Source organism: Streptomyces lavendofoliae (genome assembly GCF_014649735.1).
GTDB classification, from domain to species: Bacteria; Actinomycetota; Actinomycetes; order Streptomycetales; family Streptomycetaceae; genus Streptomyces; species Streptomyces lavendofoliae.
The window spans coordinates 162,926-183,265 of sequence record NZ_BMTP01000006.1; the positions used below are offsets into that span (position 1 = coordinate 162,926).

The 20,340-nt window shown below is 74.3% G+C and carries 17 protein-coding genes; 8 read left to right on the plus strand and 9 right to left on the minus strand.

What is annotated here, in order from left to right; genetic code table 11:
- Positions 1-98 precede the first annotated feature (98 nt).
- The gene (locus tag IE109_RS13580; RefSeq protein WP_189551089.1) at positions 99-2,381 is read left to right on the plus strand and encodes a terpene synthase family protein; all 2,283 of its coding nucleotides are present in this window, start codon (positions 99-101) and stop codon (positions 2,379-2,381) included.
- 42 nt (positions 2,382-2,423) lie between these two features.
- On the opposite strand, the gene IE109_RS13585 is transcribed toward IE109_RS13580, so the two are convergent.
- From IE109_RS13585 to IE109_RS13600, 4 genes are all read right to left on the minus strand, one after another.
- On the minus strand, positions 2,424-2,813 hold the full coding sequence (locus IE109_RS13585) for an RNA-binding S4 domain-containing protein (protein ID WP_189551090.1): 390 nt from the start codon (positions 2,811-2,813) through the stop codon (positions 2,424-2,426).
- Positions 2,814-2,905: 92 nt separating this feature from the next.
- Positions 2,906-3,406, minus strand: a complete 501-nt coding sequence (locus IE109_RS13590; RefSeq protein ID WP_064070633.1) for a hypothetical protein — start codon at positions 3,404-3,406, stop codon at positions 2,906-2,908.
- 164 nt (positions 3,407-3,570) lie between these two features.
- Positions 3,571-3,972 carry an ACT domain-containing protein gene (locus tag IE109_RS13595; protein ID WP_189551091.1) on the minus strand — a complete coding sequence of 134 codons (402 nt, stop codon included), beginning with the start codon at positions 3,970-3,972 and terminating at the stop codon, positions 3,571-3,573.
- Between the two features lie 220 nt (positions 3,973-4,192).
- Complete coding sequence (locus tag IE109_RS13600) at positions 4,193-4,435, minus strand: DUF397 domain-containing protein (RefSeq protein WP_189551092.1); 243 nt, start codon at positions 4,433-4,435, stop codon at positions 4,193-4,195.
- A gap of 210 nt (positions 4,436-4,645) precedes the next feature.
- Between IE109_RS13600 and IE109_RS13605 the strand changes: the two genes are divergently transcribed.
- Entirely contained in the window at positions 4,646-5,143 is a 498-nt protein-coding gene (locus tag IE109_RS13605) for a GNAT family N-acetyltransferase (protein ID WP_189551093.1), read from the plus strand.
- A 141-nt stretch (positions 5,144-5,284) separates the two neighbouring features.
- Positions 5,285-6,580 (plus strand): phenylacetate--CoA ligase PaaK, encoded by a 1,296-nt coding sequence (gene paaK / locus IE109_RS13610; RefSeq protein ID WP_189551094.1) that lies wholly within the window; start codon positions 5,285-5,287, stop codon positions 6,578-6,580.
- 142 nt (positions 6,581-6,722) lie between these two features.
- Here the strand turns inward: paaK and IE109_RS13615 are convergent, their stop codons facing one another.
- Both IE109_RS13615 and IE109_RS13620 read right to left on the minus strand, forming a co-directional pair.
- A complete protein-coding gene (locus IE109_RS13615) occupies positions 6,723-7,694 on the minus strand; it encodes a GlxA family transcriptional regulator (RefSeq protein WP_189551095.1) in 972 nt (323 codons plus the stop codon).
- A 371-nt stretch (positions 7,695-8,065) separates the two neighbouring features.
- Positions 8,066-8,749 (minus strand): restriction endonuclease, encoded by a 684-nt coding sequence (locus IE109_RS13620; protein WP_189551096.1) that lies wholly within the window; start codon positions 8,747-8,749, stop codon positions 8,066-8,068.
- Between the two features lie 184 nt (positions 8,750-8,933).
- On the opposite strand from IE109_RS13620, the gene IE109_RS13625 reads away from it, so the two are divergent.
- Both IE109_RS13625 and IE109_RS13630 read left to right on the plus strand, forming a co-directional pair.
- Complete coding sequence (locus IE109_RS13625; protein ID WP_189551296.1) at positions 8,934-10,025, plus strand: glutamate--cysteine ligase 2; 1,092 nt, start codon at positions 8,934-8,936, stop codon at positions 10,023-10,025.
- A 106-nt stretch (positions 10,026-10,131) separates the two neighbouring features.
- Entirely contained in the window at positions 10,132-12,639 is a 2,508-nt protein-coding gene (locus IE109_RS13630) for a penicillin acylase family protein (RefSeq protein ID WP_189551097.1), read from the plus strand.
- Here IE109_RS13630 and IE109_RS13635 read toward each other — a convergent pair.
- Positions 12,629-13,660 carry a calcium:cation antiporter gene (locus IE109_RS13635; RefSeq protein WP_229891040.1) on the minus strand — a complete coding sequence of 344 codons (1,032 nt, stop codon included), beginning with the start codon at positions 13,658-13,660 and terminating at the stop codon, positions 12,629-12,631. The genes IE109_RS13630 and IE109_RS13635 overlap by 11 nt on opposite strands.
- A 617-nt stretch (positions 13,661-14,277) precedes the next feature.
- Here IE109_RS13635 and IE109_RS13640 point away from each other — a divergent pair.
- The 3 genes from IE109_RS13640 (at position 14,278) to IE109_RS13650 (ending at position 16,718) form a co-directional block, all read left to right on the plus strand.
- On the plus strand, positions 14,278-16,041 hold the full coding sequence (locus IE109_RS13640; protein ID WP_189551297.1) for a serine hydrolase domain-containing protein: 1,764 nt from the start codon (positions 14,278-14,280) through the stop codon (positions 16,039-16,041).
- Positions 16,042-16,127: 86 nt separating this feature from the next.
- A complete protein-coding gene (locus tag IE109_RS13645; RefSeq protein ID WP_189551099.1) occupies positions 16,128-16,322 on the plus strand; it encodes an antitoxin in 195 nt (64 codons plus the stop codon).
- A gap of 219 nt (positions 16,323-16,541) precedes the next feature.
- The gene (locus tag IE109_RS13650; RefSeq protein WP_189551100.1) at positions 16,542-16,718 is read left to right on the plus strand and encodes a hypothetical protein; all 177 of its coding nucleotides are present in this window, start codon (positions 16,542-16,544) and stop codon (positions 16,716-16,718) included.
- A 73-nt stretch (positions 16,719-16,791) separates the two neighbouring features.
- On the opposite strand, the gene IE109_RS13655 is transcribed toward IE109_RS13650, so the two are convergent.
- Positions 16,792-18,336 carry a phytoene desaturase family protein gene (locus IE109_RS13655; protein ID WP_189551101.1) on the minus strand — a complete coding sequence of 515 codons (1,545 nt, stop codon included), beginning with the start codon at positions 18,334-18,336 and terminating at the stop codon, positions 16,792-16,794.
- Positions 18,333-20,291 (minus strand): serine/threonine-protein kinase, encoded by a 1,959-nt coding sequence (locus IE109_RS13660; RefSeq protein WP_189551102.1) that lies wholly within the window; start codon positions 20,289-20,291, stop codon positions 18,333-18,335. Before IE109_RS13660 ends, IE109_RS13655 begins: the two co-directional genes overlap by 4 nt.
- Between the last annotated feature and the right edge of the window lie 49 nt (positions 20,292-20,340).

A 20,340-nucleotide genomic window follows, 5' to 3' on the forward strand; every position in this document is an offset into this window, starting at 1 on the left:
TGGCGTTCATATGACTAATACGGCGAGCGGCTTGGACGGTGTTGGCGAAGGGTAGGGGGGCCGCGGTATGTCCACCTTCACCGAAAGGCGCCGCACGCATGGCACAGCCCTTCGTCCTGCCGGATTTCTACATGCCGTATCCGGCACGCCTCAATCCCCATGTGGAGGCGGCCCGTTCCCACACCAGGACGTGGGCGCGCCGGATGGGGATGCTGGAGGGATCGGGGGTCTGGGACCAGCAGGACCTCGACGCGCACGACTACGCCCTGCTGTGCGCGTACACCCACCCCGATTGTGACTCCGACGCCCTCTCCCTGGTCACCGACTGGTACGTCTGGGTCTTCTTCTTCGACGACCACTTCCTGGAGGTCTTCAAGCGCACCCAGGACCTGGACGGCGGCAAGGCCTACCTGGAGCGTCTGCCGGCCTTCATGCCGCTGGACCTCTCCCAGGGGACGCCCGAGCCGGTGAACCCGGTGGAGGCGGGGCTGGCCGACCTGTGGAAGCGGACCGTCCCGAGCATGTCGCAGGCGTGGCGGTCCCGGTTCGCCGAGGCGACCGAGCACCTGCTCAACGAGTCGATGTGGGAACTGGCGAACATCAACGAGGGGCGGATCGCCAACCCCGTCGAGTACATCGAGATGCGCCGCAAGGTGGGCGGCGCTCCCTGGTCCGCCGGGCTGGTGGAGTACGCGGCCGGCGCCGAGGTGCCGGAGTCGGTGGCCGCCTCCCGTCCGCTGCGGGTCCTGCGCGACGCCTTCTCCGACGCGGTGCACCTGCGCAACGACCTCTTCTCGTACCAGCGCGAGGTCGAGGACGAGGGCGAGAACAGCAACGGCGTCCTGGTGCTGGAGAAGTTCCTGGGCTGCACCACCCAGGAGGCCGCCGAGGCCGTCAACGACCTGCTCACCTCCCGGCTCCAGCAGTTCGAGAACACCGCCCTCACCGAGGTCCCCCAACTGTGCCTGGACAAGGGGCTGAACGCCGCGGAGTGCGCCGCGATCGCCGCGTACACCAAGGGGCTCCAGGACTGGCAGTCCGGCGGGCACGAGTGGCACCTGCGCTCCAGCCGGTACATGAACGAGGACGCCAGGAGCGGGCCGTCGCTCTTCAGCGGGGTGCTCGGCACCTCGGCGCTCGACATCACCACCCTGTTCGGCCGCCCCGCCGCCGCCCGGGCGCGCGGCCTCACGCATGTGCCGCACCAGCACGTCGGCCCCTCGCTGCTGCCCGACTTCGACCTGCCGTACCCCCTGACGCTCAGCCCCCACCTGGACGACGCGCGTGCCAAGTCCCTGGCGTGGGCCGGGCGGATGGGCCTGCTCGACGACATCTGGGACGAGCGGATGATGGCCGGGTTCGACCTCGCGCTGTGCGGCGCCGGACTCGACCCGGACGCCACCGCCGAGGAGCTGGAGCTGAGCGCCGAGTGGCTCACCTGGGGGACGTACGGCGACGACTACTACCCGCTGGTCTTCGGACGGCCGCGTGATCTCGCCGGCGCCAAGCTGTGCAACGAGCGGCTGATGGCGTGCATGCCGGTCGACGCGCCGGAGACCGGGGCCGCCGGGGCGGTCAGCCCGCTGGAGCGGTCGCTGGCCGACCTGTGGGCGCGCACCGCGGGACCGATGGGTCCGGGGGCGCGGGCGTCCCTGCGCAGGGCGCTGGACGACATGCTGGAGAGCTGGCTGTGGGAACTGCACAACCAGGCGCAGCACCGGGTGCCCGACCCGGTGGACTACGTGGAGATGCGGCGCCTGACCTTCGGCTCGGACCTGACGATGAGCCTGGGGCGGCTGCGCCACCAGCACCATCTGCCGCAGGAGTTGTTGCGGAGCGGGACGGTGCGCAGCATGGAGAACGCGGTGGCGGACTACGCCACCATGCTCAACGACCTCTTCTCGTACCAGAAGGAGATCGAGGTCGAGGGCGAGGTGCACAACGGGGTGCTGGTCGTGCAGTCCTTCTTCGGTTGCGACTACGCGACGGGCGTGAAGATCATCGACGACCTGATGCGCGGCCGGCTGCGCCAGTTCGAACATGTGAAGAAGCACGAACTGCCGGTGCTCAGTGAGCAGTTCGGGCTCGACCAGGAGGGCAGGGCCGCCCTCGCCGCGTATGTGCGGGAGCTGGAGGACTGGCTCGCCGGGATCCTCAACTGGCACCGGGAGGTGCGCCGCTACCGGGCCGAGGACGTCCACTCGGGCGCCGGGACCGCCCGGCTGCGGGCCGGCGCGGTCGTCCCGCCGGGCCGGTCGGCGCCGCACGGCGCGGTGGCGACGCCGGGCGCGGGTACGGGGCTCGCGGGTACGGGGCTGCCCGCCGGGCCGACCGGGCTGGGCACCTCGGCGGCCCGGCCCCTGGAGCTGTTCAGGCCGTAGCCGCTGGCCGAGGGTGCGGTGACCGCCGGCGGGCCGCGGGGGTCAGGACGGACGGATGCCGCGGAGCTGGTCCAGTTCGCGGCGTTCCCGCTTGGTGGGACGCCCGGCCCCTCGGTCGCGGACGCCCGCCAGGGCGACGTGCTCGCGGGGCGGCGGGGGCGGGCTGTTGTCGACGTACGCCTCGGCCGCCACGGGTGCGCCGACCCGCTTGGTGAGCACCTGCCGCACCTTCACGACGCGCTCGCGGCCGGCGTGGAACAGCCGGACCTCGTCGCCGGGCTTCACGGGCTGGGCGGGCTTGGCACGCTCGCCGTTGACGCGGACGTGCCCGGCCCGGCAGGCGGTGGCCGCCTGCGAGCGCGTCTTGGTGAGGCGTACGGCCCAGATCCAGCTGTCGACCCGCGCGGTCGGGTTCCCCTCGTGCGTTGCCATGGTCCCGACTCTAATCCGCGCCGGCGGACGTGCGGGAACGCATTTCCCGCACGTCCCCGCCGGCCGGCCGGGCCGGGTGCGCCGGGCGGGGGTCAGCCCTGCTGGAAGAGCTCCGCGGGCAGCGGCTTGAGCAGCGCGTACAGGTCGTCGGTGATGGGGCGGTCCCAGCTGGCGATGGTGACCAGTACGTTGTCGCTGCGGTCGAACTGCACGCAGGAGATCCGGCTCTCGGAGAGCTTGAGGCGGCGCACGATGAGCAGGTTGTCGCCCTGCATCACCGGCACGTCCTCGGTCTCGACGACCTCGACCGGCTCGTCGTTCTCCAGTGCCGCGAGGAGCTGGGCGACCTCGAAGGGGATCTGCCCCTCCGCGAGCTCCCGGGCCGGGGAGCCCTCGGGGAGGTTCCCGATGATCATCGCGGGGCCGCGGCCGCCGAACAGGTCGTAGCGCAGGAAGACGCCCTGGCAGGTGCCGTCGGGGGCGGGGAGCAGACCGGCGCCGAGATTGCCGGGCCAGTCGCCCGGGTCCATGGCCAGGACGTCGAAGTCCGGGCCCGCGGGTGTGGCGGCGCTGCGGCGGCGGAGGAAGGACATGCCGCCATGGTACGTGCCCGGGGCCCGCCACCGGCGCCCGGGCCCGCGCGCCCCGGCCGTGGCCCTTTCCCGCCGAACGGCCCCCGGGAAGGTGCCGGATCCACCGCCGCGGGCGATGCCCCGGGAGCATCGGACACAGGGCCGGCGGCGGCGCGGTGGGCCGGTCAGGCGGCCTGTTCGGCCAGGTGGCGCAGGGCCGTGAGCGCTTCTCCCGCCCGGGCGTACTCGACGAAGAGGTGGTCGTGGTGGAACCCCGCGACGACGTTGCAGCTCAGTCCGGCGTCGGCGAGTCGCCGGGAGACGGCGGCGGTGAGGCCGACGGCGTCGAGCGCGGAGTGGACGCGCAGGGTGATCCATCCGGCCACGTAGTCGTACGGCAGCGAGGCCGCGTCCGCCTCCTGCTGCGGCAGGACGAGAGTGAGGCCCTCGGACTCGGCGACCGTGACGACGGGGTGGAGTCCGGGCGGGACGGTGGAACCGTCCACGGTCACGAACACGAAGCGGCCGGGGTTCAGCTCGGGCCGCATGCCGGCGACCAGCCGGGTCAGATCTCGCTCCGCACTCATGCTCCCAGCCTAGGCCGGACGCCCGGCGGCGGACACGGCACCTTCCGGCAGGGTGCCGCCCGCGTCCCGTGGCGGGGCGGGCGTGGCACCCCACGGCACGGCACCGGTCGCCCTCCCGGGCGGCGCGCGGTGGCGTGCCGATCGGACGTCCCCGTCCGTCACCCGCGTCCTGGGGTGCGTGGCCCCGCCGGAGCGGCGCGCGGTCCGGGGGCGCCCCCCGTCAGGTGAGGTCGAACTCCCCTTCCCTGGCGTTGAGCACGAAGGCGCGCCACTCGGCAGGGGTGAAGATCAGCGACGGGCCTTCCGGGCGGCCGCCGTTGCGCATCGCGATGAACCCCTCGACGAAGGCGATCTGGACGTCGCCCGCTCCCTGGCTGCCCGACCGCCAGTCGGCCCCGCTGAGATCGAGATCCGGCTTGTCCCCGTCCGTGAGCTGATGGTGGGTGGTGATGGTCTCCGCCACGTGCCTGCTCCTCCCGGTTCGTCGTCCGCGCTCAGACTAGCCATCGGGGCCGGTCGCGGACAGGGTGCGGCGCCCGGCCGGGCGCGCGGGTGGGGCATGGGGGGGGCGGCGGGCGGGCGGGGCGCCTGGGCAGCGACAGCCGTCCGCGGGCGGATCGCCCCTGACCTGTGCCGTTACCCGGGCGCACCGGCGACGGGTAATACTCCGAGCATGAGTGCGCATATGACAGGTCGCGGCGCCGCCGGCCGGCCGGCCGGGCCGCCGGTCCCGATCAGGCGGGCGACCGCCCGGGACGCGAAGCGGCTGACCTCGCTGGTGCGGAAGTCGCGCGCGTACGAGGGGCGCTACGCGCCGATGGTGGCGGGGTATCGGGTGGGACCCGACTACATCGACACCCATGAGGTCCATGTGGCCGTGGGCGAGGACGAGCGGGTGCTGGGTTTCTACGCGCTCGTCCTGTCCCCGCCCGAGCTGGACCTGCTGTTCGTCGCGGACGCCGCCCAGGGCCTCGGCATCGGCCGCCTGCTCGTCGGGCACATGGTGGAGCGGGCGCGGGCGGCGGGGGTCGGCGCCGTGCGGGTCGTCTCCCACCCGCCCGCCGAGGGCTTCTACCTCGGCGTGGGCGCGCGGCGGGTCGGCACGGTGAGCGCCGACCCGCCGGCCGTGATGTGGGACCGCCCCGAGCTGGTCATCCCGGTCGCCCCATAGGCACGCTCCCCGTCCCGGTGGAGAAAGTGACCGCCCGCCCCTTGCGATCGCGGCGCCGGGTTGGATTACTGATCCCGGGCGATCGACCGAATGATCGGTCGTCCGGTTCGGTGGACGCGCGGGAGAACGGGAGTGCGGCGGATGACGGATTTCCTCGACGCCGGGGAGCGGCTGGACCGGGAGGAACTGGCGGCTCTCCAGCTGGAGCGGCTGCGGGCCACCCTGCGCCACGCGTACGACAACGTGGGGTTCTACCGGCAGGCGTTCGACGGCGCCGGGCTGCGTCCGGAGGACTGCCGTACGCTCGCCGATCTGGCCCGCTTCCCGTTCACCGTCAAGGCGGACCTGCGCGACAACTACCCCTTCGGGATGTTCGCGGTCGAGCGGTCACGGGTGCGGCGGGTGCACGCGTCCAGCGGGACGACCGGCCTGCCGACCGTCGTCGGGTACACCGACCGCGACCTGGACACCTGGGCCGACGTCGTCGCGCGGTCGATCCGCGCGGCCGGCGGCCGGCCCGGGCACACGGTGCACGTGGCGTACGGCTACGGGCTGTTCACGGGCGGCCTCGGGGCGCACTACGGCGCCGAGCGGCTGGGTTGCACCGTCGTACCGGCCTCCGGGGGAATGACGGCACGTCAGGTGCAACTGATCCAGGACTTCCGGCCCGAGATCATCATGGTGACGCCGTCGTACATGCTGACGCTGCTCGACGAGTTCGAGCGGCAGGGCGTCGATCCCCGGTCCACCTCCCTGAAGGTGGGCGTCTTCGGCGCGGAGCCCTGGACGGAGGAGATGCGGCGGGAGATCGAGGAGCGGTTCGCCATCGACGCCGTCGACATATACGGCCTGTCGGAGGTGATCGGCCCGGGCGTCGCCCAGGAGTGCGTGGAGACGAAGGACGGGCTCCACATCTGGGAGGACCACTTCTACCCGGAGGTGGTCGACCCGTTCACGGGCGAGGTGGTGCCCGACGGCGAGCGGGGTGAGCTGGTGTTCACCTCGCTCACCAAGGAGGCCATGCCCGTCGTCCGGTACCGGACGCGTGACCTGACGCGGCTGCTGCCGGGCACGGCGCGGCCGGCGTTCCGGCGGATGGAGAAGGTCACGGGGCGCAGTGACGACATGGTGATCCTGCGCGGCGTCAACCTCTTCCCCACGCAGATCGAGGAGATCGTGCTCCGTACGCCGGGGCTCGCCCCGCACTTCCAGCTGCGCCTGACCAGGGACGGGCGCCTCGACGCGCTCACCGTACGCGCGGAGGCCCGGGCGGACGCCACCGCCGAGGCGCGCGCGGAGGCGGCGCGGGCGGTCGCGGCGGCCGTCAAGGACGGCATCGGGGTCTCCGTCGCGGTGGAGGTGGTCGACCCGGAGACGCTGGAGCGCTCGGTGGGGAAGATCAGGCGGATCGTGGACCTGCGCGATGCCACCCCGTGAGGTGGGCCGTACAGGACGGGAACGGTCCCGTACGCGTCCTGCCGTCGCCCCATGACCACGGAAACGGACGACCGGGGCGTCACCCGCCGGTGCGTCATGGGCGCATGAACGACCACGGGGGACGGCGGGAAGAGCCGACGAGCTACGCGTTGCCGCCGCCGGTGACGGCGGTGCGGGCTCTGCGGAAGGTGCGCCGGTAGGCGTCCGGCGGCACGCCCACGCTGCGCTGGAAGTGCCGGCGCAGCGTGGTGGCGGTGCCCATGCCGGTGGCCGCGGCGATCGCGTCGACCGTGTCGTCGGTGGTCTCCAGCAGCTCCTGGGCCCGGTGGACGCGCTGGGCCAGCAGCCAGCGCAGCGGCGTCGTGCCGGTGACCGCGGTGAAGTGCCGGGCCAGGCTGCGGGAGCTCATGTTCGCCCGGCGGGCCAGTTCCTCCACGGTGAGCGGCTGGTCGAGGCGCTGCATCACCCAGCACAGCAGCTCGGCCAGGGAGTGGTCGCGCGGCTCGGGCAGCGGGGTGGCGACGAACTGGGCCTGGCCGCCGGACCGGTGGGGCGGGACGACCAGGCGGCGGGCCACCTGGTTGGCCACCACCGAGCCGTGGTCGAGGCGGACCAGGTGCAGGCACAGGTCCATGGCGGCGGCCTTGCCGGCGGAGGTCAGCACCCGGTCGTCGTCGACGTACAGGACGTCCGCGTCGACCCGGACACGCGGGTACCTGGCCGCCAGCGCCTCGGCATGCACCCAGTGCGTCGTGGCGCGCCGCCCGTCGAGCAGGCCGGCGGCGGCCAGAACGAACGCGCCGGTGCACAGGGACGCCACGCGGGCGCCCGCCTCGTACGCGGCGCGCACGGCGTCGACCAGTTCGGCGGCCGGCTCCTCGTCGGGGTCGGGGCACGCCGGGACGATCACCGTGTCGGCCTGCGCGAGGTGGTCGAGGCCGTGGTCGGGTTCCAGGAGGAACCGCCCGCCGACCGGGACGGTGGCCGGGCCGCAGACGCGGAAGTCGTACCAGGGGTCGGCGAGGTCGGAGCGGTCGACGCCGAAGACGTCGCACGCGGCGGCGAGCTCGAAGTGCGGGACTCCGGCCGTGACGGCCAGTGCGACGGTCCTCATGGGCCGGAAGTGTACGGACGACGACGGCGCCACCGCTCCCGGCGGGCGCCGGAGCGGGCGGGAGGCGCGGTGGCCGGACGGCGGGCGAAAGGCGCGGTGGCTGGGCGCGGGCGGGGGACCGGACGGCGGGCGAGCCGGCGGCAGGCGCGGCGGGACGGCCCGGCGGGAAGGCCGGACAGGGGGCGGTCGGCCCAGGGCCTGTCCTCGGGATCAGGCCGGTCAGGGAGCGGGGTCCGGCGCGTGCGGACCCAAGGCGGAGGAGGGAGTCTCCCCCGTTGCCCGAAGGGCAAGGGGGCCATTGATGACCGGCGACAACGCGGCAGACGCGCGTGCCGCGGGGCGCGAGTCCGGCACGATCCGGAAGGCAGGCCCTAGCAGCCGGCGTCCGGGAGGGGGGACGGGACGGGCTGGAGCCAGGGCGCCGGGCCGGTGCCGTCCGTCCAGGCGTCGAGGCCCGCGCCGTCGACGCAGAGGATGCCGCACTGGGCGGCGTACTGCGCGGCGGGCTCGGTGTACTCGCTGGTGGTCACGACGGCGGCGACATGGGCCTCGTGGACGGCGAAGCAGGTGCCACCGAACCGCTGGACGTCCTGCGAGCCCACCTTGTTGTCCGGTCCGTACGCCTTGCACTGGATGACGACGCGCCGCCCGTCCGGGGCTGTCGCCACCACGTCGGCGCCCAGGTCCCCCGCGCCGCCGACGACCTCGACGTCCAGGCAGCCGTCCCGTACGCACAGGTCCGCGACGGCCTGCTCGAAGGCGTCCGCGTCAAGGGCCGCGTAGTCCACGCGTAGCGCGGGGGGCGGGGGCGGGGCGACCGCGACGCGGCGCAGCCGGGCGGCGCGGACCAGGACCGAGGCCACCAGCAGGGTGCCCGCCACGGCCAGCAGGGCGGCGGGCAGGTCGGCGGAGTCGCCGACGGCGGCCCGTGCCATCACTCCGGCACCGCACAGGAAGATGGCGACCAGACCGAAGCCGAGCGCGGTCTCCCGCAGGCTGAAGCCCGCGCGGCGGCTGGGACGGTCGGTGCGTGGCCTGCGGACGGGTATCGCCATCAGCGGGCTCCCTTCTCGTCTCTCGTACGCGGATGATCTTGCTCTGCCCGTATGCCCCGTACGGTCCGTTCCGCACCCGCGTCCGGGCCCGGACCGGTGTGCGGCGGTACGGCGGTACGGCCGATGCGTGGGGGTTCGGATCGGGGGCAGACGACGGTCATTCCGTAAGAGAGGCAGGACGATGGTGCGCAGCGTGGGTGTCGAGGAGGAGCTCCTTCTGGTGGACAGCCGAACCGGGGAGCCGAGGGCCTTGTCGACGGCCGTTCTGGCGGCCGCGGCCCGGGACCCCCGGAGCGACGAGGAGGTGTTCGAGAGCGAGCTCCAGCGGCAGCAGTTGGAGTTCGCCACGAGCCCGCAGACGGTGATGGGTGATCTGGGGGAAGAGATCCGGCGGTGCCGGGCGGAGGCGGCACGGCTCGCCGAGGGGCTGGACGCCTCGGTCGCCGCGCTGGCGACCTCACCGCTTCCGGTGAGCCCCACCATCGGCACCGGGGAACGCCACCAGTGGCTCAAGGAGCACTTCGGTCTCACCGCCCAGGAGCAGCTGACGTCCGGTTGCCATGTGCACGTGTCGGTGGAGTCCGACGAGGAGGGTGTTGCGGTCCTGGACCGCATCCGGCCGTGGCTGCCGGTGCTGCTGGCCATGAGCGCCAACTCGCCGTTCTGGCAGGGTGAGGAGAGCGGGTACGCCAGCTACCGCAACCGGGTGTGGGGCCGCTGGCCGTCGGCCGGCCCGGTGGAGATCTTCGGCTCCGCCGACCGCTACCACGAGCAGGTCGCCGACATGGTGGCGAGCGGGGTGCTGCGGGACGAGGGCATGATCTATTTCGACGCCCGGCTGTCCGCGTCGTACCCGACGGTGGAGATCCGGGTGGCGGACGTCTGCCTCGACGCGTCGACGACGGTGCTGCTGGCGACGCTGATCCGCGCCCTGGTGGAGACGGCGGCGCGGCAGTGGCGGGACGGCGAACCGCCGGCGCGGCACGGTGTGGCGCTGCTGCGGCTGGCCGTCTGGCGGGCGGCCCGGTCCGGGCTGGAGGACGAGCTGATCCATCCGGAGACGATGCGTCCGGCGCCGGCGGAGGCCGTGGTACGGGCCCTGTTCGACCACGTCAGGGACGCGCTGGAGGACAGTGGTGACCTGCTGCCCGCGCAGGACGCGCTCGCCGGGCTGCTGAAGACCGGCACCGGCTCCCGGATCCAGCGGGACCTGCTGGCACGGACGGGGAGCCTGCGCGAGGTCGTCGCCGAGTGCGTACGCCTCACCCGGAGCTGACGGCCGACGGCCGGCGTCCCCCGGGCGGGACGGGCCGGTAGCGGCTCCGGAAGCGGGGCCGGTTCTCCGGACGGGATGTTGACAGGGCGGGCGCCGGGATGGGTGCATGACCCGACGCGCTGTCATTCCGGTCCCGTTGGGAGGCACGTTGCTCTTCCGCACCCGCCTGAGAAGACACCTCGTACCGGCCGCCGTCGCGCTCGCGACGGCGGCCGGCACCGCGAGCCCCGCCGTACCCCACGAACGCCACGGTCCGTCCGGCGGGGGTCTGTCGGCCGTGATCCGCTACACCGAGTACGGCATCCCGCACATCGTCGCCCGGGGCTACGCCGACCTCGGCTTCGGTACCGGGTGGGCGCAGGCCGCCGACCAGGTGTGCGTGCTCGCCGACGGCTTCGTCACCGTGCGCGGTGAGCGCTCCCGCCACTTCGGGCCCGACGGCGCCGCCGACAGGGCCCTGTCCTCCGCGACGGACAACCTCTCCAGCGACCTGTACTTCCGGGGCGTGCGCGACGCGCGCACCGTGGAGCGCCTGCTCGCCGTTCCCGCGCCGGCCGGGCCCAGCCGCGAGGCCGAGGAGCTGATGCGCGGCTGGGCGGCCGGGTACAACGCCTGGCTGGCGCGGAACCGCATCACCGACCCGGCGTGCGCGGGCGCCGAATGGGTCCGCCCGGTCACCGCTCTGGACGTCGCCCGGCGCGGCTTCGCCCTGGCGGTGCTGGGCGGGCAGGGGCGCGCCGTCGACGGCATCACGACCGCCCGTCCACCGGGCGGCGACCCCGCCGCATCACCCGCCCGCCCGGCGCCTCGCGCCGCCGCGACGCCCGCCCCGGCACTCCGCGGTCCGGCCGGACCGGGAACCGCCGACCCGGCCGGACCGGAGACCGCCGACCCGGTCCGTACCGCGCGGGCGGCCCACGACCTGTTCGCCGCCGACAGCGCCGACATGGGGTCCAACGCGGTGGCGTTCGGCGGAGGGACGACCGCGAACGGCCGCGGCCTGCTGCTGGGCAACCCGCACTACCCCTGGCACGGCGGCCGGCGCTTCTGGCAGTCGCAGCAGACCATCCCGGGGGAGCTGAACGTCTCGGGCGGATCGCTGCTCGGCGGAACGGTCGTCAACATCGGCTTCACCGACAAGGTGGCGTGGAGCCACACGGTCGCCACGGGCGTCCCGCTCAACCTCCACCAGCTGACGCTGGACCCGGCCGACCCCACCGCCTACCTGGTGGACGGCCGCCCGGAGCGGATGACGAGGCGGACGGTCACCGTGCCGGTCAAGGGCGGCGCACCGGTGACGCGGACCCAGTGGTGGACCCGGTACGGGCCGGTCGTCACCTCCCTCGGCACGTCGCTCCCACTGCCGTGGTCGGCGACGACGGCGTACGCGCTGCACGACCCCAACGCGGCCAACCTGAGAGCCACGGACACCGCGCTGGGCTTCGCCAAGGCACGCTCGGCCCGCGACGTCCTGGCGGTGTTGCGCCGGACCCAGGGGCTGCCGTGGGTGAACACGGTCGCCGCCGACGCGGGCGGCCACACCCTGTTCACCCAGTCGCAGGTGCTCCCCCGCGTCACCGACGACGTCGCGCGACGCTGCTCCACCCCGCTGGGCCGGGCGACGTATCCGGCGTCCGGCGTCGCCGTACTCGACGGATCGCGGACGGAGTGCGCCCTGGGAGCCGACCCGGGCGCGGTACAGCCGGGGATCCTCGGGCCGTCGCGGATGCCGGTGCTCCAGGACGCGCCGTACGCGGTCAACTCCAACGACAGCGCGTGGCTGGCCAACGCCGAGCGGCCGCTGACCGGGTACGAGCGGGTGTTCGGGACGGTGGCGACGCCGCGGACGCTGCGGACCCGCGGCGGCCTGGAGGACGTGGCGGCGATGGCGGCCCGGGGCCGGCTCACGGTGGCCGACCTGCGACGGCAGCAGTTCGCCAACCGGGTGCCGGCCGGTGACCTGGCTGCGGCCGGGGCGGCTGAGGCGTGCCCGGCGGTGCTGCCGGACGACCCCGCGGCGTGCGACGCCCTCCGGCGCTGGGACCGCACCATGGACACCGGCAGCCGGGGCGCACTGCTCTTCGACCGCTTCTGGCGGAAGCTCACGGCGACCGTGCCCGCCACCGCCCTGTGGCGGGTGCCCTTCTCGGCGGCCGACCCGGTGCGTACCCCGCACACCCTCGACACCTCCTCCCCCGCCTTCGCGAAGGCCCTGCGCGACGCCGTGGCCGAACTGCGCGCGGCCGGGACGCCGCTGGACGCGCCGCTCGGCGCCCACCAGTTCGTGGTACGGGGCGGGAAGCGCCTCCCGGTGCCAGGCGGTACCGAGGCGCTCGGCGTGTGGAACAAGATCGAACCGGTGTGGGACGCGGCGGCCGGGTCCTACACGGAGGTGGTGCACGGGACGAGCCATGTCCAGGCGGTCGGCTGGGACGGCGGACGGTGCCCGGTGGCGCGGACGCTGCTGGCGTACTCCCAGTCGTCCGACCCGGCATCGGCGCACTCCGGCGACCAGACGGAGCTGTTCTCGGGCGAGCGGTGGGTACGGGCACGCCACTGCGAGCGGGACATCATGGCCGATCCCACGCTCAGGGTGGTCCGCGTCAGGGGCTGAACGAGAGGAACACGAAGGCGGCGAACAGCACCAGGTGCACGCCGCCCTGGAGGAGGGTGGCTCGTCCGGGCACCACGGTCAGGGCGCTCACCGCCGCGGTGAGCGTCAGCAGGGCCAGGTGCAGCGGTCCCAGACCGAGGACCAGGGGCCCGGACAGCCAGACCGAGGCGAGCGCGATCGCCGGGACGGTCAGGCCGATGCTGGCGATGGCCGACCCGTACGCCAGGTTGAGGCTGGTCTGCACCCGGTCGCGGCGGGCGGCCCGCGCGGCCGCCAGGGTCTCGGGCAGCAGCACCATGAGGGCGATGACCACACCGACGACCGCCTTGGGCAGGCCGGCGGACTCGACCCCGTCCTCGATGGCCGGCGACACCAGTTTGGCGTTGCCGACGACGGCGACGAGGGCGAGCACCAGCAGCCCCAGGCTCCACCACGTCTCGCGCCGGGTGGGGGACGGGGCGTGCTCGTCGTCCCCGGTGCCGACGCCGTCCCGGGCGACGGGCAGGAAGTAGTCGCGGTGACGGACGGTCTGCACGGCCACGAAGATCCCGTACAGGCAGAGCGAGGCGACGGCGGCGAAGGCCAGCTGCGTTCCGGTGAACTCGGGGCCCGGCCGGCCGGTGGTGAAGCTGGGCAGCACCAGTGTCATGGCGGCGAGGGTGATGACGGTGGCGAGCGCGCCGCCCGAGCCCTCGGCGTTGAAGACCGCCACGCGCCTGCGGAGGGTGGCGACGAGCAGGGAGAGGCCGACGATGCCATTGGTGGTGATCATGACGGCGGCGAAGACGGTGTCCCGGGCGTAGGTGGACGCCTTGTCCCCGCCGTCGGCCATCAGCATCACGATGAGGCCCACCTCGATGACGGTCACGGCGACGGCGAGGACGAGCGATCCGAACGGCTCGCCGACGCGGTGGGCGACCACCTCGGCGTGGTGGACGGCCGAAAGGACGGAGCCGATGAGACAGAGCCCGGCCACGGCGACGACCGGGCCGGGCAGGTCGCGTCCCCATCCGGCGGCCATGACGAGAACGGCGGCCACCGGCACCCAGGTGGTCCACCGGCGGGCGAGCCGCGCCCCGGCCGGGCCGGTGCCCCGGTCGCCCGTGCCGGTGTCCGTGTCGGTGCCCGCGCCCGTGCCGGTACTCATGCCGCCACGCTGCCAGAGCGTCCCGCGCGCCGCGCGGCGGGGAGGCCGAACCGGGGACGGCACAGGGGCCGGGGCGTGCCCGCGCGGAGCCGGTGGACCCGAGGACCGGAGCGGGACGGGGACAGCAGGGGCGGGGGCGGGCGGGGTGCCGCCGGTCGGGAGGGGGTCGCGGGCGGGATCGTCCGGGGCGCGGCGCACGGACGGCGGGAGGCGGCGGGCGGAACGGCCTTGTGGACATCCATTCTGACTGGCCGTCAGATTGTTTGTGGGCGGCCGGTTCTTGACGCCACGGGGGCTCGGTAAGAAAGTTTCACCTGGTGCGCGTGGTGCCGAAGGATTCTTTCAGAACGGTGCAGGAAGGTTCAGGAGCGTCCGGTTCGCGGAGCGGTCGACGAGCTGTCACGACTCGTCGACCAGCCGTCGACGGGCTTTCGCGCGACGTCCGGGAGGACGCTGCGGGGAGGGGGAGCGTGGTGGGACTGACGGAGGGGATGAGCCGTCGCCGGTTCGGCGGCGGGATGCTGACCCTGGGAGGTGCGCTGGTGATCGGTTCGGTTCCGGGGGCCGCGGCGGCTGCCGCCGGCAGCACGGCGGGCGGAGGCCGGCCGACCCTGCGGTTGGGCTCTCCCGAACGGGCGGGACTGCTGCCCGCGTACTTGGACCGGCTGGTGGCCGACGCCGAGCGGTTCCTCGACCCCTCCCCGAAGCACCCGTGGTACGCGGGGGCGGTGCTGCTGGCGGGCCGGGGGGCGACGGTGGCGCTCCACCGGGCCATCGGGCACGCGGTGCGCTACGCGGCGTACGACGAGAGGACCGACACGGGCGTGGAGCTGCCGCCGGAGCGGCGCATCGCGATGGCCGACGACACCGTGTTCGACCTGGCGTCGGTCTCGAAGCTGTTCACCTCGATCCTGGCCGTGCAGCAGATCGAGCGCGGGGCGCTGGAGCTGGAGGAGAGGGTCACGGCGTACCTGCCGGAATTCGGGGGCGGCGGCAAGCAGGACGTCACGGTCCGCCATCTGCTCACCCACACCTCCGGTTTCCGGGCGTGGATCCCGCTGTACAAGGAGCCGACACGGGAGGGGAGGCTGCGGCTGTTGTGGCAGGAGGCGCCCGCGAACCCGCCCGGCACCCGCTACCTCTACTCCGACCTCAATCTCATCTCGCTCCAGCTGATCCTGGAGGAGATCACCGGTCACTCCCTGGACGCCCTCCTGCGGAACGAGATCACCGCTCCCCTCGGGATGCACCGCACGCGGTTCAACCCTCCCGCCTCCTGGAGACCGAAGATCGCCGCCACCGAGGACGCCCGGCCGCCCTGGTCGGGCCTCGACCGCGGCCTGGTGTGGGGGGAGGTCCACGACGAGAACGCGTACGCCTTCGGCGGCGTCGCCGGCCACGCCGGGGTCTTCTCCTGCGCCTGGGACCTCGCCGTCCTCGCCCGTACGCTGCTCAACGGCGGCGTCTACGGGCACGCCCGCATCCTGGAGCCGAAGTCGGTGCGCCTGATGTTCACCGACTTCAACACCGCCTTCCCCGGCGACGAGCACGGGCTGGGCTTCGAGCTCTACCAGCACTGGTACATGGGTGCCATGGCCACCCCGCACACCGCCGGCCACACCGGGTTCACCGGCACCAGCCTGGTGATCGACCCCACCACCGACTCGTTCCTGGTGGTCCTCGGCAACTCGGTCCACCCGGTGCGCGGTTGGCGCTCCGGCTCCGCGCCGCGTGTCGCCGCCGCCAACCACCTGGCCCGCGCCGTCCCCGTACGCCCGACGCGGGGCCGCACAGCCTGGTACGCCGGGATGGCGTCGGGTGCGGAGGTCACGCTGACCCTGCCGGACCTGACCCCCGCCTCGCCGCGTCCACGGCTGCGGTGCTCGGTGTGGTGGGACACCGAGCCGGTCGCGGACGGCCTGTTTCTGGAGGCGTCCGGTGACGCGGGCGCGACGTGGCGGCCGGTGCCCTTCGTGACCACGCGTCCCGGGGAGGAGCCCCTCGCGCACCCGGCCGGGTCGGTGAGCGGGTGGTCGGGCCGGGCCTGGCACCGGCTGGAGGCCGACCTGTCCGCCTGGCGGCGCACCCCGGTCCGGCTGCGCTGGCGGTACGCGACCGACCGGTCGTACGTCGGCCGGGGGGTGTACGTGGACGGCATCCGGGTGCAGGACGGCTCGCGCACCCTGTTCGACGAGACCCGGCCCGCGGACGGCTCCCGCATCGAGGCGCACGGCTGGGCCGCCTCCGCCGACTGACCGGGTCGGGGGCGCCGGGGATGCGGGTCGCACCCGGGCGGGCGAAACTGAGGGGCGGGGGGTCACTCGGCGAGGAGGACGACCCTATGTCCGTGATGGACAAGCTCAAGCAGATGCTCAAGGGGCACGAGGACAAGGCCGGTCAGGGTATCGACCGGGGCGGTGACATGGTCGACAAGAAGACCCGGGGCAAGTACAGCGGTCAGGTCGACACCGCCCAGGATCGGCTCAAGGACCGGTTCGGCGGCAACCGCGACCAGGACCCGCCGACCCGGACCTGACCCGGCCCTTCCGTCCACGTACCTCCGGCCCCGGCGACCGTGTTTCCCGCGACCGCCGGGGCCGAGGCGTGTCCGGGCGCGGGCATGGTCGGGACCCCGCCGGTCCGCCGGGGATTCGCCGGAACGGGGCTCCGCACCACCCACCCGGGCGCCTCGACGTGCGGTGGGGGCGCGGCTGATGAACAGTCGTGTCGAGTCCCCAACTCGAAGGAGAAGCTCATGCTTCGGCGCATCTCGCTCGTTCTGGCCGGTCTGCTCGCGGTCGGCTTCATGGCCGCTGCTCCCGCCGCCGCCCACGGCTCGGACGTGGAAGGCTGCTGGGCCTCCGGCGGTCACGTGAAGGCCGGTGACGTCAAGGTCAAGCACTTCGACGCCACCTGCTGGGACGTCGGCTGACACCACGAGCGACACACCGATGGGCGCCCTTGTGGCGCCCATCCGTGTGTCCTGGCGACCAGGCGCCGGGGCTTCAGCGGCCCAGCACCGCCATGGCCGCGTTGTGGCCGGGGACGCCGCTGACCCCGCCGCCCCGCACCGCCCCCGCCCCGCACAGCAGGACGTTGGCGTGGGCGGTCTCCACGCCCCATCGCCCGGTGGACCCGGTGGCGTACGGCCAGGCGAGGTCGCCGTGGAAGATGTGGCCGCCGGGCAGCCGGAGGTCCCGCTCCAGGTCGAGCGGGGTCCTCGCCTCGATGCACGGACGGCCGTCCGCGTCGGTGGCGAGGCAGTCGGCGAGCGGTTCGGCCAGATGGGTGTCGAGTTCGGCGACGGTGGCGGCCAGGAGCGCGGCACGAGCGGCGTCGTTGCCGGCGGTGAAGAGCCGCGCCGGGGCGTGCAGGCCGAAGAGCGTGAGGGTGTGGTGGCCACGGGCCGCCAGGCCGGGAGCGAGGATCGAGGAGTCGCTCAGCGAGTGGCAGTAGAGCTCGGAGGGCGGCGCGCTCGGCGGCCGGCCGGCCGCCGCCTCCCGGTAGGCGGTTGCCAGCTGCTCGTACCCCTCCGAGACGTGGAACGTCCCGGCGAACGCGTCCTGCGGATCGACGGAGCGGTCTCTGAGCCGGGGCAGCCGCTTCAGCAGCATGTTGACCTTCAGCTGGGCTCCCTCGGCGGGCGGTGGGGCGGGCTCGCCGAGGAGGGCGGCCAGGACGTGCGGCGAGGTGCCGGCGAGGACGTGCCGGGCCGCGACCTTGCCCTCGCCCTCCGCCGTGCGGAAGGCGATCTCGGCGTCCCGGCCGTCCGTCCGGATACGCACCGCCTCGTGGCCGGTGCGGAGGTCGGCGCCGGCCGAGCGCGCCGCGTCCGCCAGGGCGTCGGTGAGGGCGCCCATGCCGCCGACCGGGACGTTCCACTCCCCCGTCCCGCCGCCGATCACGTGGTACAGGAAGCAGCGGTTCTGCGCGAGGGAGGGGTCGTGGGCGTCGGCGAACGTGCCGATCAGGGCGTCGGTGAGCACCACCCCGCGTACCAGGTCGTCGTGGAAGGACTCCTCGATCGCGACGCCGACGGGCTCCTCGAAGAGCTTCCGCCAGGCGTCGTCGTCCGCGACGCGGGCCCGCAGCGCGGCGCGGGTGGGCAGCGGCTCGGTGAGGGTGGGGAAGACCCGCTCGGCGACACGGCCGGTCATGGCGTGGAACCGCCGCCAGGCCGTGTACTCGGCGTCCGAGCCCGTGAGCGCGGCGAACGACTCGCGCGTCCCGTGTCCGCCCACCAGCAGGCCGGTCGCCCGGCCCCCGCGCTCGGCCGGGGTGTACGAGGAGACGGTGCGACGGGCGACGGCGAACCGCAGGCCCAGGTCCCGCACGATCTTCGACGGCAGCAGGGACACCAGGTAGGAGTAGCGGGACAGCCGGGCGTCCACTCCGGGGAAGGGCCGGGTGGAGACGGCGGCCCCTCCGGTGCCGGGCAGGCGCTCCAGGACGAGGACGGAGCGTCCGGCGCGGGCGAGGTAGGCGGCGGCGACCAGTCCGTTGTGGCCGCCGCCGACGATGACGGCGTCGTACGAGCGCTGTACGGTCATGGCCCTTCGTAGCACGCGTCAGCGCCGGTCCTCCAGGTCCGGTCGCCGCCGCCTTGCCCGTCGCTCCCGCCGCCGCCTCGCCCACCGCCGCCGCCGCGCCGTTCGGCGAGCCGCCGGTACAGCTCGACGGCCTCGGTGTGCCGCCCCAGCCGCCGCAGGCACCGCGCCTCGTCGTCGCGGCTGGCCAGGGCGTCCGGGTGGGTGGCGCCGAGCACCCGGTCCCGGGCCTCGGCGACGTGCCGGTACGCGGCGAGCGCCTCCGTCCAGCGGCCGAGCCGGCCGAGCCCCGCGGCGACCTCCCGGTAGCAGGCCAGGGTCTCGGGGTGCTCCGGCCCCAGCAGGCGGGCGCGGGCGGCGGCCACGTCGCACGCCGCCCGGTACGCCTCCTCCGGGCGCCCGAGCCTGCCGAGGCTGATCGCCAGGTCGTGCCGGCAGCGCAGCGTGTCGGGGTGGTCGGCGCCCATGACGCGGGTACGGGAGTCGAGGACGGCGGTGTACAGCCCGTGCGCCTCCACGTGGCGCCCCAGCCGTCCCAGCGCGTACGCCGTCTCCTCACGGGCGGCGAGGGTGCCGGGGTGGTCGGGGCCGAGCACCCGGGTCCGGCCCTCGGCGGCCCGGACGAACTGGCGCAGCGCCTCGGCGTCCCGGCCGGTCCGGCTGAGCGCGTACCCGGCCTCGTACCGGCTGGTGAGGGTGTCGCGATGGTCGGGGCCCAGAACCCGCTCCCGCTCGTCGGCGACCGCGCCGTGCGCCTCCGCCGCCTCCTCCCAGCGGCCCAGGCGCCCCAGGCCGAGCGCCGCGCCGTGCCGGTCCGCGAGGTGGGCGAGCGCCTGCGGCGGCGCGGGGTCCGCCACGCGCCCGGACGGCGGCCGGGCCGTACCGCGCGGGCCGGTGGAGGGGACGGGGGCGGAGGTGGCGGCGGCCGTGGGGGCGGTCCACTCGCCGGTGAGACCGGCCACCGGGCCCGGGGGCGAGATCATGTGCGGCAGGACCGCGCCGACCGCCTTGTGCCCGGTCGTCATGCCCCGGGTCCAGGACGGCAGCCGAGGGGCGGTCGGGTGGGCGGGGGCGAGCGGGAAGGGGGCGTCGAGCACCGCGGTCGGGGCCGGCCGGGCGCCGGTGATGCGGCGCCGGAGGTCGGCGGCGTCGGTGGGGCGGTCGTCGGGCGTCTTGGCGAGCAGATCGAGGACGGCCCGCTCGAACGACTCGGGCAGCTCCGCCCGGCGGTTGCGCAGGGGCTCGGGCGGGGTGTCGCGGTGCCCCACGAGGATCGCCCAGGGGTCGTCCAGGTCGAAGGGCGGGGCGCCGGTGGCGATCTCGTACAGGACGCACCCGAGCGAGTACAGGTCGCTGCGGTGGTCGACCGGGCCGCCGCTGATCTGCTCGGGCGACATGTAGTGCGGGGTGCCCATGGCGATACCGGTGCCGGTGAGGCGGGAGGTGAAGCCGATGTCGCCGCCGAGGCGGGCGATCCCGAAGTCGCAGATCTTCACGGTGCCGTCGTCCAGCCGCATGATGTTGGCGGGCTTGAGATCCCGGTGCACGATGCCCTGCCGGTGGGTGTGGACGAGCGCGTCGGCGACCTGTTCGGCGATGTCGACGACGTCGTGGACCGGCAGCGGGTGCTGGGCGTTGGCCTCCAGGAGCTGGCTCAGGTTGCGGCCCTCGAGGAGCTCCATGACCAGGTAGAGCTGCCCCTCGGACTCCCCGAAGTCGTGGACGACGGTGATGCCTCGGTGCTGGAGCGCGGCGGCGACGCGTGCCTCGCGGCGGAACCGCTCGCGCAGCACGGTGACGAAGTCGCGGTCGTGGCGCGGTCCCGGCGGCTTGAGGCGCTTGACCGCCACGCGGCGTCCGAGCGCCTCGTCGGTGGCGCGCCACACCTCGCCCATCCCGCCGCGTCCGATCACCTCCTCCAGTCGGTACCGTCCCTGGAGCAGCCTGGTGTCCCCCATCGCGTGCCATCGCCCCCGTCGAGTTCCCGGCGATCCGCCCGTCGCCCCC

Excerpts from the sequence above, each read along its gene's own strand:
- IE109_RS13595 (WP_189551091.1), bottom strand. The coding sequence starts at position 3,972 with ATGAGTGCGGAGCGAGATCTGACCCGGCTGGTCGCCGGCATGCGGCCC.
- IE109_RS13650 (WP_189551100.1), top strand. The coding sequence starts at position 16,542 with ATGCTTCGGCGCATCTCGCTCGTTCTGGCCGGTCTGCTCGCGGTCGGC.
- IE109_RS13580 (WP_189551089.1), top strand. The coding sequence starts at position 99 with ATGGCACAGCCCTTCGTCCTGCCGGATTTCTACATGCCGTATCCGGCA.
- paaK (WP_189551094.1), top strand. The coding sequence starts at position 5,285 with ATGACGGATTTCCTCGACGCCGGGGAGCGGCTGGACCGGGAGGAACTG.
- IE109_RS13660 (WP_189551102.1), bottom strand. The coding sequence starts at position 20,291 with ATGGGGGACACCAGGCTGCTCCAGGGACGGTACCGACTGGAGGAGGTG.
- IE109_RS13620 (WP_189551096.1), bottom strand. The coding sequence starts at position 8,749 with ATGGCGATACCCGTCCGCAGGCCACGCACCGACCGTCCCAGCCGCCGC.
- IE109_RS13630 (WP_189551097.1), top strand. The coding sequence starts at position 10,132 with ATGACCCGACGCGCTGTCATTCCGGTCCCGTTGGGAGGCACGTTGCTC.
- IE109_RS13645 (WP_189551099.1), top strand. The coding sequence starts at position 16,128 with ATGTCCGTGATGGACAAGCTCAAGCAGATGCTCAAGGGGCACGAGGAC.
- IE109_RS13605 (WP_189551093.1), top strand. The coding sequence starts at position 4,646 with ATGAGTGCGCATATGACAGGTCGCGGCGCCGCCGGCCGGCCGGCCGGG.
- IE109_RS13640 (WP_189551297.1), top strand. The coding sequence starts at position 14,278 with ATGAGCCGTCGCCGGTTCGGCGGCGGGATGCTGACCCTGGGAGGTGCG.
- IE109_RS13590 (WP_064070633.1), bottom strand. The coding sequence starts at position 3,406 with ATGTCCTTCCTCCGCCGCCGCAGCGCCGCCACACCCGCGGGCCCGGAC.
- IE109_RS13585 (WP_189551090.1), bottom strand. The coding sequence starts at position 2,813 with ATGGCAACGCACGAGGGGAACCCGACCGCGCGGGTCGACAGCTGGATC.
- IE109_RS13635 (WP_229891040.1), bottom strand. The coding sequence starts at position 13,660 with ATGGCCGCCGGATGGGGACGCGACCTGCCCGGCCCGGTCGTCGCCGTG.
- IE109_RS13655 (WP_189551101.1), bottom strand. The coding sequence starts at position 18,336 with ATGACCGTACAGCGCTCGTACGACGCCGTCATCGTCGGCGGCGGCCAC.
- IE109_RS13615 (WP_189551095.1), bottom strand. The coding sequence starts at position 7,694 with ATGAGGACCGTCGCACTGGCCGTCACGGCCGGAGTCCCGCACTTCGAG.